Source organism: Actinotalea subterranea, assembly GCF_008364845.1.
Taxonomy (GTDB): domain Bacteria; phylum Actinomycetota; class Actinomycetes; order Actinomycetales; family Cellulomonadaceae; genus Actinotalea; species Actinotalea subterranea.
Genome location: NZ_VTTP01000012.1, coordinates 60,112 through 73,019, shown reverse-complemented (window position 1 = coordinate 73,019; position 12,908 = coordinate 60,112). Strand labels below are relative to the sequence as shown.

At 70.2% G+C, this 12,908-nt stretch carries 10 protein-coding genes and 1 tRNA gene; 4 read left to right on the top strand and 7 right to left on the bottom strand.

The genetic code is table 11. The annotated features are described in order from the left end of the window. Positions 1 to 20: 20 nt before the first annotated feature. The 3 genes from FZ988_RS16380 to upp form a co-directional block, all read right to left on the bottom strand. Positions 21 to 2,945 carry a ribonucleoside-diphosphate reductase subunit alpha gene (locus FZ988_RS16380; protein WP_246169574.1) on the bottom strand — a complete coding sequence of 975 codons (2,925 nt, stop codon included), beginning with the start codon at positions 2,943 to 2,945 and terminating at the stop codon, positions 21 to 23. A gap of 440 nt (positions 2,946 to 3,385) precedes the next feature. After that, on the bottom strand, positions 3,386 to 4,057 hold the full coding sequence (locus tag FZ988_RS16375; protein WP_149205109.1) for a winged helix-turn-helix domain-containing protein: 672 nt from the start codon (positions 4,055 to 4,057) through the stop codon (positions 3,386 to 3,388). A gap of 200 nt (positions 4,058 to 4,257) precedes the next feature. Then, positions 4,258 to 4,893 carry a uracil phosphoribosyltransferase gene (gene upp, locus FZ988_RS16370; RefSeq protein WP_149205108.1) on the bottom strand — a complete coding sequence of 212 codons (636 nt, stop codon included), beginning with the start codon at positions 4,891 to 4,893 and terminating at the stop codon, positions 4,258 to 4,260. 109 nt (positions 4,894 to 5,002) lie between these two features. On the opposite strand from upp, the gene tadA reads away from it, so the two are divergent. Further along, positions 5,003 to 5,464, top strand: a complete 462-nt coding sequence (gene tadA, locus FZ988_RS16365; protein ID WP_281287202.1) for a tRNA adenosine(34) deaminase TadA — start codon at positions 5,003 to 5,005, stop codon at positions 5,462 to 5,464. 12 nt (positions 5,465 to 5,476) lie between these two features. Here the strand turns inward: tadA and FZ988_RS16360 are convergent, their stop codons facing one another. After that, on the bottom strand, positions 5,477 to 6,376 hold the full coding sequence (locus FZ988_RS16360) for an NAD-dependent protein deacetylase (protein WP_149205106.1): 900 nt from the start codon (positions 6,374 to 6,376) through the stop codon (positions 5,477 to 5,479). A gap of 120 nt (positions 6,377 to 6,496) precedes the next feature. Here FZ988_RS16360 and FZ988_RS16355 point away from each other — a divergent pair. Further along, positions 6,497 to 6,586, top strand: a tRNA-Ser gene (locus FZ988_RS16355). A gap of 258 nt (positions 6,587 to 6,844) precedes the next feature. On the opposite strand, the gene FZ988_RS16350 is transcribed toward FZ988_RS16355, so the two are convergent. The 3 genes from FZ988_RS16350 to FZ988_RS16335 form a co-directional block, all read right to left on the bottom strand. Continuing rightward, positions 6,845 to 8,341, bottom strand: coding sequence for a hypothetical protein (locus FZ988_RS16350; protein ID WP_188079150.1), 1,497 nt, complete (start codon positions 8,339 to 8,341; stop codon positions 6,845 to 6,847). A gap of 47 nt (positions 8,342 to 8,388) precedes the next feature. Then, the gene (locus tag FZ988_RS18635) at positions 8,389 to 9,786 is read right to left on the bottom strand and encodes a hypothetical protein (protein WP_188079149.1); all 1,398 of its coding nucleotides are present in this window, start codon (positions 9,784 to 9,786) and stop codon (positions 8,389 to 8,391) included. Continuing rightward, a protein-coding gene (locus FZ988_RS16335; RefSeq protein WP_246169573.1) for an IS3 family transposase occupies positions 9,783 to 10,945 on the bottom strand; the annotation gives its coding sequence in 2 pieces (ribosomal slippage) (positions 9,783 to 10,678 and positions 10,678 to 10,945; 1,164 coding nt in all). The genes FZ988_RS18635 and FZ988_RS16335 overlap by 4 nt, the downstream gene beginning before the upstream one ends. A 454-nt stretch (positions 10,946 to 11,399) precedes the next feature. Here FZ988_RS16335 and FZ988_RS19065 point away from each other — a divergent pair. Next, positions 11,400 to 12,353: a hypothetical protein gene (locus FZ988_RS19065; protein WP_246169572.1), complete on the top strand. Its 954-nt coding sequence runs from the start codon at positions 11,400 to 11,402 to the stop codon at positions 12,351 to 12,353. Further along, positions 12,350 to 12,763 (top strand): GntR family transcriptional regulator, encoded by a 414-nt coding sequence (locus tag FZ988_RS19060; protein ID WP_246169571.1) that lies wholly within the window; start codon positions 12,350 to 12,352, stop codon positions 12,761 to 12,763. Before FZ988_RS19065 ends, FZ988_RS19060 begins: the two co-directional genes overlap by 4 nt. The last annotated feature ends 145 nt before the right edge of the window (positions 12,764 to 12,908 follow it).

Genomic DNA, 12,908 nt, shown 5'->3' with positions numbered 1-12,908 from the left:
GTCCGGCGTGGTCGGCCGGGTCACTGGCACGACTCGCACTGGAGCCGCTCCATCGGGTCGACGGGGCACGCGACGCCGCCGACCATGTCGTCCGTCTCGCTCACGTCGGTGACGTCGAGCAGGGCGATGGGTGCGGCGCTCGTCGTGGTGCTCGCGGGCGCCGCGACCGCCTCCGAGGCCGTCGGGACGGGTGCCACAGCCGGGGCGGGAGCAGCGATCGGTGCAGGTGCTGCGATCGGGGCGGGCGTGGCCGTGACCGGCCGGGCGCGGACAGCCGCGGTGACCAGGTCGAGGGTCGCCGGCGCAGCCGTGACCAGGGAGACGGCGGCTTGCTGCGCCGGTGTCGCCGTCGCCGTCGCGTCCGGTGCGGGCGCCGGGGCCGGGGCCGGGGCCGCCGGCGTTGTGCGGACCTCGGGCGTCGCCGCCGTGCCCGCGCCGCCCGCGCGGCCGAAGCCGAACCCGCGGCGGGGTGCGGCGGAGGGTGCGCTCGTCGTGCCGGAGGAGGGCGCGGCGTCGATCGTCGTCGGGCGCGTCTCGGCCTTGTTGACGCGGACCGTGGACTGCTCGGCCGTGTGACGCGGCTTCACGTGCAGGTAGTACGTCGTCTTGACGCCGCGCTCCCACGCCGCCTGGTAGAGCGCCGCCATCTCACCGACGTCGCGTGACGCGAGGTAGATGTTGCGGCTGATGGCCTGGTCGATCCACTTCTGGGCGCGCGAGGCGACCTCGATGAACGCGTACGGCGAGAGCTGGAACGACGTCCGGTACACCGCCTTGAGGTGCTCGGGCACGCCCGCGACGGCGGAGAGGTCGCCCTGCGCGGCGAGGAGGTCGTCGCGCACCTGCTCCCACAGGCCCAGCTGCTGGAGGTCGCGGACCAGGTTGCGGTTGACCTCGAGGAACTTCCCCGAGCTCGTGGCACGGGAGAAGATCTGCGAGAACTGCGGGTCGAGGCCCGGCGTCGTGCCCGCGACGAGGCCGATCGACGCCGTCGGGGCGATCGCCATGAGCGTCGCGTTGCGGATGCCGCCCGCGACCTTGGTGCGCAGCGCGTCCCAGTCGAGGCGCGTGGTGCGGTCGACCTGGACGGGGACGCCGCGGTCCGCCTCGAGCCGGTCGAGGGTGTCGATCGGGACCATGCCCTTGGACCAGCCCGACCCCTCGAAGTTCGGGTAGGAGCCGCGCTCGCGGGCCAGGTCCGCGCTCGCGTCGATCGCGTGCCAGCTGATGAACTCGACGAGCTGGTCGATGAGGTCGTACGCCTCCTGGGACTCGTAGGCGTAGCCGAGGCGCTCGGTGAGGTCCGTGAAGCCCATGACGCCGAGGCCCACCGCGCGGTTCTCGCGGTTCGCCTTCTCGGACTCGCCCACGGAGGACAGCGTGATGTCGACGAGGTTGTCGAGCTGGCGCACCGCGAGCCGCGTCGAGGCCGCGAGCAGGTCCCAGTCGATCTCGCCGTCGACGAGGTGCGTCGACAGGTTCACCGACGCGAGGTTGCAGACCGCGATCGAGTCGCGGTCCTGCGGCAGCGTGATCTCCGTGCACAGGTTCGACAGGTGGATGGTGCCGGTGTTGTCGTTGAGGGCACGCGCGTTGATGGTGTCCTTCCACGTGAGCCACGGGTGCGACGTGGTCTGCAGCGAGATGAGCATCGCGGTCCACTGCTCGCGGGCCTTCATCTTGCGGAAGCGGCGGATGCGGCCCGTCTCGGCGTCGGCGACGTACCGCGCGTAGCGCTCGGAGAACTCGCGGCCCACGAGCTCGACGAGGTCGGGCGTCTCGGCGGGGTCGAAGAGGTACCAGTCGTCGTCGGCCGCGACGCGCTTCATGAACTCGTCGGAGATCCAGACGGCGGTGTTCGCGGTGCGGGTGCGCCGGTACGGGTCGCCGGAGTTCTGCCGCAGGTCGAGGAACTGGGCGAAGTCGAGGTGCCAGTTCTCCATGTAGAAGCACAGGGCGCCGAACTTCTTGCCACCGCGGGACACGGCGCGCAGCGTCGAGTCGATGGTGTGCATGAAGGGGATGGGGCCGGTCGACGTCGTGTTGTTGGACCGGATCGGCGAGCCCTCGGCCCGCAGCTTGGTGACCGACAGGCCGATGCCGCCCGTGCCCTTGGTCAGCCACATGACGTTGCGGACGGACGTCGCGATGTGCTCGATGTCGTCGTCCATCTGCATGACGAAGCAGTTGGAGAGCTGCGGGTAGGACGTCCCGGCGTTGACGAGCGTCGAGCCGGCGGGCAGGTACTCGAGGCGCGCGATCGCGGAGTAGAACCCGACCGCGGCGGCCGTCGGGTTCGCCTCGTTGAGCGAGAGCCCCATGGCGACGCGCATCCAGAAGTACTGGGGGACCTCGAGCGGCTTCCCGGTCCGGTCGTTGATCATGTAGCGGTTCCGCATGGTGACGGTGCCCGTGTAGCGGAGCAGCTCGTCGTGGCGGTGGTCGAGCGCGGCGGCGAGCACGTCGAGGTCGAAGTTGCTCGCGAGCCGCGTGTCGAGCAGGCCGGTCTCGACGGCGTCGCGCACGTAGCCGGGGAAGCGGGCCTGGTGCAGGAGCGCGAGCTCGAGGTCGGACTCGTAGTCGCCGAGGACGCGCTTGTAGAGGACCTTGCGCAGCAGGCGTGCGGCGATGACGTCGAAGTCCGGGTCGTCCTTCACGTTCTGCACGGCGACACCGATGGCGGCCTCGTCGAGCTGCTCGGTGGTGATGCCGTCGAACAGGGTGATCGCGAGCTCCGAGGCCACCTGCGTGACCTTCGAGATCTGGTCCTTGAGGCCGACGGCGGCCCGCTCGATCGCGCGGTTGATGCGGTCCGCGTCGTACGGCTCGCGCGTCCCGTCGCGCTTGGTCACGTGGATGCGCGTGTCCGGCGCGGGTGCCGCCGCGGGGGCGGACGCGGGCGCGGCTGACGGGGGCGGGGTCACATGGTCCGTGGTGGTGGTCACGGCGTTCCTTCCAGCGTGGGAGCTCGCCGCAGGGTCGCGCCGGCGGCGGGCCTCGGTCAGCGTGAGACCAAGGAGCGCCACGTTAGTCCCCTAGATGTGGGGGTCAAGTGCGCGACACGCCACTAGATGTAGGGTCGGCGTGTCGTTGTCGGCCGGGCGTGTCGGCGCGCTCGGGCGTGCGTTCGGCAGCGCGTCGGCGCGCGCTCTGCCGTGCGCCGGCGCGTGCTCGGCCGTGCGGGGGCGGCGCTCACGGCCGCACGGGGGCGGCGCTCACGGCCGCGCGTCGGTGTGCTGGCGGCGGGGATGGCCGACGGGTCCTGAAACCACCGAGGTGGGGCCGACCGGTCCTGGACGACCGGTCGACCCCACCTCGGTGGAGAGAGTGCACTGCCGGGTCGCGGACGAGCCCCCTGGTTCACGCGACCCGGCAGTGCGGGCCCTCAGCCAGCATCCCCCGAGCCGACGAGGACGAACTCGGGCGTGGGATCACAGCGATATCCCACGCCCCGGACGGTGACGATCTGCAGGCAGCCCCCCAGCTTTTCCCGCAGCCGTCGCACATGGACGTCGATGGTCCGGGCGCCGATCTCCGACACACCGGTGCGCCACACCTGGGCCAGCAGCTCGTCGCGGCCGACGACCCTGTGTGGCGGGCGGAGCAGGTACTCGAGGAGTGCGTACTCCTTGAACGTGAGGGCGACGGCTCGGCCGTCGACCGTCAGCTGGTGCGCGGCCCGGTCCAGCACGACGGAGCCGCCGTGCTGGCCGCTCCAGACCGCGCGGGCACGCTGGGCGGCCGGGGTCGTCGCCGCAGGTTCGGCGGGCGAGGCGGGCTCGTCCGTGTCGTCGATCGCGTCACGCACCTGGGTGACGAGGTCGAGGCGCGAGCTCCGGGCGCCGAGGGCGAGCGTGGAGCGTGTGGTCGCCCCGGGTGCCATCTGCTCGACGAGCGCGACGACGGCCTCCGCGATGTCTGCGAGGAGCGCTCGACCGGCGGCGCCGTCCTGCGGCACGCCCACGTACAGGGCGAAGCCGGCCTCGTGCTCGGGGTGCGACTGCGCGCTCGAGGACGACACCGAGGTGTCAGTCACAGGGAGCGCAACAGCAGTCATGGGAAGAGTGTGACTGGCGCTCCCCTCACCACCAAGCCCTCGTCACCCCTCGTCTCGCATCGTGGACATACCTCACCCGCTGACCGGCGACGAGTGTGCGCAAACCGGGGCGTAGCGGGCGCGAGGCGTGCGACCGCGACCCTGTCCGGGAGGGGCCGCGGGAGTGAAGGGGGGTGTGACTGGGCGCCGACGGGCGGGTGTCAGACGAGCCCGTACAGCCGGTCGCCGGCGTCGCCGAGCCCGGGAACGATGTACGCCTTCTCGTTGAGGCGCTCGTCGACGGCGGCCACCACGATCGTCACGTCGGCGCGGTCGCCCACGTGCTTCTCGACGACCGCGAGACCCTCGGGGGCCGCGAGCAGGCAGATGCACGTGACGTCGCGTGCCCCGCGCTCGAAGAGGTAGTCGATGCTCGCGACGAGCGTGCCGCCCGTGGCGAGCATGGGGTCGAGCACGAAGCACTGGCGACCGGACAGGTCGTCGGGCAGCCGGTTCGCGTACGTGATGGCCTGGAGCGTCTCCTCGTCGCGCTGCAGGCCGAGGAAGCCGACCTCCGCGGTGGGGAGCAGGCGCGTCATGCCCTCGAGCATCCCGAGCCCCGCACGCAGGATCGGGACGACGAGCGGGCGCGGCTCGGCGAGGTGGGTGCCCATGGTCGTGGCGACGGGCGTGGTGACCTCGACCGGCTCGGTGCGGACGTCGCGCGTCGCCTCGTAGGCGAGCAGCGTCACGAGCTCGTCGACGAGGAGGCGGAACGTCGGTGACGCCGTCTTCTCGTCGCGCAGGACGGTGAGCTTGTGGGCGACGAGGGGGTGGTCGGCGACGTGCAGGCGCATGGGTGAACCGTACCGGCTGGACGGGCCTGCCCAGTGGGCCGGTGCGGTGGGCTAGCGTGCCGAGCGGTGACCGCGAGGCGCCGAGGGCGCGTGAGGGCGGAGGACGGTCGTGGTGCGTGCGGACGACGAGCGGCGGATGACGGTCGCCATCGCGGAGGCGCGGCTCGCGCTGGCGACCGGTGACGTGCCGGTGGGCGCCGTCGTCGTCGGGCCGGACGGCGTGGTCACCGGGCGTGGGCACAATGCGCGCGAGGCGACCGGCGACCCCACGGCCCACGCGGAGCTCCTCGCGCTGCGGCAGGCGTCCGTGACGCTCGGCCGGTGGCGCCTCGACGACTGCACGCTCGTCGTCACGCTCGAGCCGTGCGCGATGTGCGCGGGGGCGATCGTGCTCGCGCGCATCCCGCGCCTCGTCGTGGGTGCGTGGGACCCGAAGGCCGGTGCGACGGGGTCCGTGCACGACCTGGTGCGGGACCGGCGACTCAACCACCGCGTCGAGGTGGTCGGTGGCGTGCTCGAGCAGGAGTGCGGCGACCTGCTCCGGGACTTCTTCGCCGAGCAGCGGGACTGACGCGGCCGGGCGTCAGGTGCGCGGCCGGCCCGCGGCGGCGTCGGGCGCGGGCAGCAGGTCGTCGAGCGCCGTGAGCGCCTCGGAGGTCCCGACGTCGAGCCGGAGGTCGGCCAGCTCGTCGCCGCGCGTCGTGCCGCGGTTGAGGATCACCACCGGCTTGCCGGTCTTCGCGGCGTGCTTGACGAAGCGCAGGCCCGAGAGCACGGTCAGCGACGAGCCGGCGACGAGGAGCGCCTGCGCGTCGTCGACCAGGGCGAACGCGCGCGCGACCCGCTCCCTGGGGACGTTCTCACCGAAGTACACGATGTCCGGCTTGAGGATGCCGCCGCAGCGCTCGCAGTCGGCGACCCGGAAGCCCTCGGTCGACTCGATGACGGCGTCGGCGTCGGGTGCGATCTCGACGTCCGCGACCGCTCCGACCGCCTCCGTGAAGCCCGGGTTGAGCGCCTCGAGCCGTACGGCCAGGGCGTCGCGGTTGATCCGGGTGCCGCACGTGAGGCACACGACGTCCGCGTACGTCCCGTGCAGGTCCACGACGGTGCGGCTGCCCGCGAGCTCGTGCAGCCGGTCGACGTTCTGGGTGATCACGCCGCCGACGACGCCGCGCGCCTCCATCCGCGCGAGCGCCACGTGCCCGGGGTTGGGCCGGGTGCGGTCCACGTGCCGCCACCCCACATGGTTCCGCGCCCAGTACGTGCGGCGGAACGCGGCGTCGGACACGAACTGCTGGTAGGTCATGGGCCGGCGCGGCGGCGAGGCGGGGCCGCGGTAGTCGGGGATGCCCGAGTCCGTCGAGACGCCCGCGCCCGTGAGGACCGCGAGGCGGCGGCCGGCCAGGAGTTCGACGGCGGGGCGGAGGAGGTCGGTGAGCGCGGCGCCGTCGGGCGGCGCGGTGGCGGTGTGCTGACTCACCTGGTCACGGTACGTGGCGTGTCGTGACGGGCGCGCGTCGTCGGCCCGGGCCTGCCTGCCCGCGCGGCCGACGGGCCCGATTCGGAGCGGGGCCTCCGGACCAGGTATCCTCACCGGCGAGGTAGCGTGTCCGAGCGGCCTAAGGAGCACGCCTCGAAAGCGTGTGTGGGTGAAAGTCCACCGTGGGTTCAAATCCCACCGCTACCGCCATCGGGGTGTCGACAGAAGTCGGCAGCCCCTCACGACAGAACCCGGCTTCGGGAGCACCGACAGGTGCTCAGGGCCGGGTTCTCGTCGCTTCTAGGGTTGGACGGCGCTCTTGGGTGCCGTGCGCCAGACCTGGCCGACGATCTGCTCGATCTCACACCCCAGGTGCGGCGGACGCCGACGCGCCGCCCGGCCCGCCTGTGCTCAGGCGGGCTCGGTACGGGTCCAGCCAGTTGTGTTGCGCGGCGCGATCTCAGCGGGTCACGGTGTGTCCGGACGCGGGAGGTCGACGAAGCCGTAGTCGCCGTCGTCAGCGTCGCGAGTAGCGATCCTCAAGTTGTAGTGGTTGGTCGCAGCCCACAGCATCAGCGTCGTCGCCGTCAGACCAGCCACTCGGATCCAGCCCCGGGTGATGGACTCCGTGCGTCGGTTCTTGAGGTTGCCGAACACTCCCTCGGCGTAGGTGCGCTTCCGGTACCAGAACCGCCACATCCGGCCCATCCAGGTGAACTTCTGACGGAGCTTCGGCTGCACGTCAGCTCGAAGAACGATCGACTCCTCGGTGCAGAACTCGCCCATCTCTATGTCGTCTCCGGGCCGCAGGGTGGGCCGGCCGTCGTCAGGGAGGAACATCGAGTCAGGGCGACGCGTGCAGCGCACCTTTCCCTCGAGCGCCGGGCACCGCCACGCGTCGCCGTGGCCGTATCCGTTACCGGCGACGTGTCCACCCATGTAGTCCTGACGCTGCTCGATGAGCTTCTTGGCCTCCTCGAGGGCCGTGCGGTCGCTCTCGTACTGATCCCGCCGCTTCTGGCGCGCCTTGTCCCCGGGAGGCGCACCCAGCCCAACGCGAGGTGGGCGGGCAGGCAGCTCTAGCTCCTTCGGGAGGCAAGGGCAATGCGGACGCCCATCGGTGACCAGTGCGCCGAGGATCATCACCACACCGCGGTCCGACTTCCTGTAGTCGAAAACCGGCTCGGCGCCCAGCCCGCGCATCGGTTCCACCCAGTTGTGCTCCTGGAGTTCGGAGAACCCACGGTCTGCCAGAACGTAGCCGAGGGTCCGTCCGTCCTTCTTGAGCAGGTCGGCCAGCGCGGTCGTCAGGTCAAGGTTGGCCTCGATTTCGCCCTCGTTGGCGGGACGCAAGTAGAACGCCTCCACGTACGGGCGCTCGCCGGCGATGCAGTACGTCAGCGCGCGGAAACCAAAGAAGAACTCGCGTGCGTCTGAGTCGGTCAGCGTCCGGTGTCCGGTGGAAGCATCACAGTCTCGCCCGGACCAGGCGAGGTTCCACGCGTGTACAGGCGTGCTGTCAACGGCGCGCGCACGAACGTCCGCGAGGTCATCCTTCGGGATCAGGACCTGGGCGTACTCCGTCTGCAGGCGCATGAGAAACCGACGGCGGCGCGTGCGCTCGAAGACCTCGTTCGACTCCTTGGGGTCGATTCGCCGGACGATCTGGCGGAACAAGTACTGCACCTGCCGGTACGTGAGGGCGCCGCAGGCATCGTCACGGCCGTGGAGGCTCTTGCGAGTGCCGAGTTCGACCTGCAGGTGCCGGTCCAGTCCGGTTGTCAAGTAGCGGTGGAGGTCGGCCAGAGTGGCAGAGCCTGTGAAGCGAAACACCAGGATCAGCGCGGTCAAGAAGACGGCAACCGAGACCTGTCTAGGCGCGCCGGTCTGGTGAGGGTTAAGCATGGCCTGCAGCTCGTCCGGAAGACCGGACTGCTCCAGCTTGGCCAGGACGTCCTTGAACATGGACCTGTCGGCGCGCCGCATCCTGCGCAGTTGGTTGGACGAGGGCATCACGTTTCCCTTCCGGACAGAGCGGGGCATCGAACGTGGCGCAGCAACTGGGTCAGGTGCTCGACGTGGTGCGGGTCGGGCGCTGGGCAGTACGGCGAGAGAGCGACAAACATCCGCGCCGACTGCACACCTGCGGTCCTGAGGAGGTCGACCAACGGGACGGGGGCGCTCATCGCGGAGACCATCCAGGTGGCGCGCATCCGGTTCACGTCGAGCCGGATCGTCGCGGCCTTTCCGTAGAGCGCGACGCGGGCGAGGATGGGAGAGGCGATCGCGGCGCGCTCCTCGCTCACGCCGATGATGAGGTCGTCCAGGCCCCGCCCGGTGTCGGCGTGCAGTTGCAGGGCGCGGCGCGTCATCGCTTCGTACTGGCGCATGACGACCGCCTCTCGTTCGCGTCCCTTCGCAGTCACGTGGATGACGTACGCAACGGTCCCGTCGCTCAGCGTCCGCTCCTCGATGTCGCGGGCGCGCAGCCGGCGCAGGTCCCGGGAGTTCAGGCCAGCGCCCAGACAGCACGCGCCGAGGAAGCACGACGCCCGGTTCAAGCCGACGGACTTCTGGTACAGAAGAGCCCGACGGATCTCAATCACCTCCCAGGTGCCGTACGGCTCCTGGCTGTCACGGACGACGTGGGTGACCTTCTTGCGCCCGGTGGCGTTACGGGCAACGCGGTTCACGGTGCAGGATGCAGTGCTTCGCGAGTGAGGGTTGGGGTACGCCGCCGAAGTCCACCACCGGATGTTCGACTCGAGGACCAGGTCCTCCGCCTGGATCGGGCCGGACCGGCCGGGGCGCGGGTGCTCCTGCAGGTAGGCGGCGTACCGCGCCACGATCGAGAGCGTGTTCTGGGCGGACGTCTTCGATGGCGGCTTGTAGTACGTGGCGGCGAGCCGCACGGCTGGCGCGATGACGTCCCATGTCAATGGCGGGATGCCCGAGGGCTTGTAGTCCGCGATCGCCCTGGCAGTGACCGGGTCCAGCTCGGGTGGCTCGACCAGATCCGTGCGCGTGAGCTCGAGCATCAGTGCCTTCTGCTCCTGGGCGTACTTCAACGCGTCCCGGTTGGACATGCGCTTGCCAGGCATCGGCGAAGGCGCCGATGGAGGTCCTGTGGGTGGTTCGCGGCTCACGGTGGCCTCCAGCACGCTTGGCAGCAGGAGCCGAAGCGTTCGAGTGCTGTCCTCCGGGAGAGTCACCGCGGCAGTCCGGTCGGCCTCGGCGCGGACACCCGTGGCGTCCAGGAGCGGTATGAACCGGGAGCGTGCCAACCACGACACGGGGATGTCCATGGCACGTAGCGCCGCGAGCAACGCCGGCAACGGCGCCAACGGCGCCGCGGCACGGGCAAACGGGACTGCTGCAGGTTCGGTTGACACCGGGTGAGTGGTGATCATGCCGCAAGAGCGGCGTTCTGGGCGGTGAAGGCGAGCTCGAACTCGACCGGGGTGAGCTTGCCCAGGGCGCGCTGGCGTCGACGACGGTTGTAGGTCCGTTCGATCCAGAAGACGATCGCATCGTGCAGTTCGTCGCGCGTGCGCCAGCGGCGACGGTTCAGGACGTTCTTCTGCAGCAGCGCGTTCCAGGACTCCATGGCCGCGTTGTCACCGGCCGACGCGACACGACCCATCGAGCCCTGCAGCCCGGCGGCGATCAGGACCGCCCGGAAGCTCCGCGCTCGAAATTGCGACCCTCTGTCCGAATGCACCACCACCACACCGGTCGGGGCGCGCCGGGCGACGGCGGTGCGCAGTGCGGTGACGGCGAGCTGGGCGGTCATCCGCTCGTCGAGTGAGTAGCCCACGATCCGGTTGCTGAACAGGTCCTTGATCGCGCAGCAGTAGAGCTTGCCCTCGGCGGTCGGATGCTCGGTGATGTCGGTGACCCAGACCTGGTCCGGCTCCTGCGCGGTGAAGTTGCGTTGGACGTGGTCGTCGTGGACTGCCGGCCCCGGGGACTTCCCGGTGCCGCGCCGGCCCTTGCGGACCGTCGCCGACCACAGCCTCTGCTGGGAGCACAACCGCCAGACCCTGCGTTCACCGACGTCGTGACCGGCTCGCTCGAGCTCGTCGGCCAGGAACCGGTAGCCGAACTCCGGGTCGTCACTGTGGGCGTCGATCAGGGCGTTGGTCAGGTAGGCGTCCTCCAGCTCACGCTGGCTGACCGGCTCGGCGAGCCAGGCGTAGTACGCCTGCCTGGAGTGGCCCAGCACCCCGCAGGTCAACCGCACCGGGATCCCCTCGGCGGCCAGGTCACGGACCAGCGGGTAGCTCATTTTGGGAGCGATCCAGCGGCGAAGTAGGCAGCCGCGCGGCGCAGGATCTCGTTCTCCTGCTCCAGCCGACGCTTCTCACGGCGCAGCTGCACCAACTCGTTCTGCTCGCTGGTGGTCTTGCCGTCCACGACACCGTCATCGACGTCGGCCTGGCGCACCCAGCGCCGCACCGACTCCACGGAGATGTCGAAGTCGGAGGCAACCTCGGCATGGGTCAGGTCGCCGCGGCGGGCGACCCGCACGACGTCACGCTTGAACTCAGGCGGGAACTTCTTGGGCACAGCGACATCCTTCCAGCGGGACTTCGTCCCACAGATGGAGTGTCAACCGACCCTGCAGCAGTCCCCCGGGCAGTTTTCGTGACCGTCACCGGGCAAGTTTCACGACCGCCCCTGGGCAGAACTCGATGGCCCTTGACAGTCGCGACGGCCGTGAGGGACCGGTGTCGTCGCCGGGCTTAGTACACGACCGGGCAGCCGCCGCCGCGCGGCGGCCGGCTCCCCGCGCGCGGGGGCGGGCGCGCGACGGCGCCAGTCAGGTCAGGACGTCAGCGGCACGCTCATTCAGAGTCCGACCGAGGGTGAGGAGTGGTGAGGACCGACGGACCACGGGCTCACGCCGCACCTGAGGAGCAGCACCGGCGCGGAACACTCTGCGAGCGACCGGCGTACGCGTCCGTCATCCGCACACGCGCATCCACGCACTTGACACTGCGAGCGTGATGGAGCATTGTTCATGAACAATAAACAGGAGGCCGGGATGTGGATCGTTGACGGTGGCGTCTGCTTGAACGGGTCGAGCAGCATGCTCTGCGCTTCGTGGCCTATGGCCACGGTAGCGTTCCTGGCTCCTGCCTGTCTGCTGCTTGGCGTGACCCTCGGTCTGCTGGTGCTTGATAGCCGCCGTACAGCGACGCCATCCCGGGTTGCAGCACGCGCGAATCGCCATGCGACTCTTGCCTCCCTGACGGGCGTCGCGGCCCTCCTTGTGGTCGTGCTTGCCAGCGCCCTGGCCGGCCTAGTTGGGCCGCTTGTCGGTGACGGGCGGACCCTCGCGCTCATGCCGGCCTTCGCCGGAACTGGCCTGCTGATCGCGGAAGCGGTAGGGCAGGTCACATGGCCGCGGCCGACCGGCGCGATCCGCGAGGCAGTGCTACAGCGCCGACGCGTCCTGGATGTAGTTCCACCCTTCTACCGTCGTCTAATTCGATCATGGGCCGCCTTTCACCTTCTTTCCCTGGCGGCGTTCGCCGTGCTGGCAGACGGGCCGCGAACTCTTGACTCGCCCCTCTTCGGATCGCTGGGCGGATATCCGGGCATCTACTACGGCGTCCCGATGGCTGTAGGAACCCTCGCTCTCGTTGGTAGCTGCGAGCTGGTCCTGCGGCTCATCACATGGAGACCAGCTGTCGTTGGCGTGAACCCCGAGTGGGACCACCACCTCCGCCAGCGGTCAGCGCGCCACGTGCTCCGCGGCGTTCAGTTCGTCCTCGCCATGAGCGTCGCGGGCACACTCGGAGCTGCCGGCGCCGTGTACCTACGAGCCGCCAGCCAGGTCGCGGGTGTTGGGTTGCTGGTCGCCTCGGTCGCCGCGCTCGTAGTCGGAGCCGCACTTACGTTCCTGCCCGCCCGCCGGCGAGCCCCCGCGGTGTCAGCGGCCGCACCCATCGAGAGCCTGGCTGCCTCGTGAAACTCGCCGTTGACCTAGGCTCATCGACGCCGCAGTACGAGCAGATTCGGGCGCAGGTAGCAGCCCTGATACTCGCTGGCGGTCTTCATGACGGAAAAAAGCTGCCTACCGTAAGGGCCTTGGCAGCTGACCTCGGCATCGCCCCTGGGACCGTTGCCCGGGCGTACCGCGAACTGGAAGCAGCACAGCTCGTCGTCTCCCGTCGTCGAATCGGTACCGTTGTTACTGCGCCACGGCGCACGCAAGGCCGCACGTACGCCCTCGCGCAGCAACTTGCTCGGACGGCGCACGAAGAGGGGCTGAGTACGGGCCAGCTCCTCGACCTCGTCCTGTCAGCAACCGTCGCAGCCGCAACTGCAACCCAGGTGCAGACCCCGGTCACTCGGCGTGTCACCCTCGCGGCTCCCTGACCGGGCGTCCGATGGCTCCTGCCCAGCGCGAAACTGGTGCACTCATTGACCCCACAACGGGCCTCGCACCCGCTAAAGTCGGCGCCAACGTCCCGGAAAGGGGGACGTAGCAGGGGGCCCATACGTGCGTCCTGCCTCGGCATGC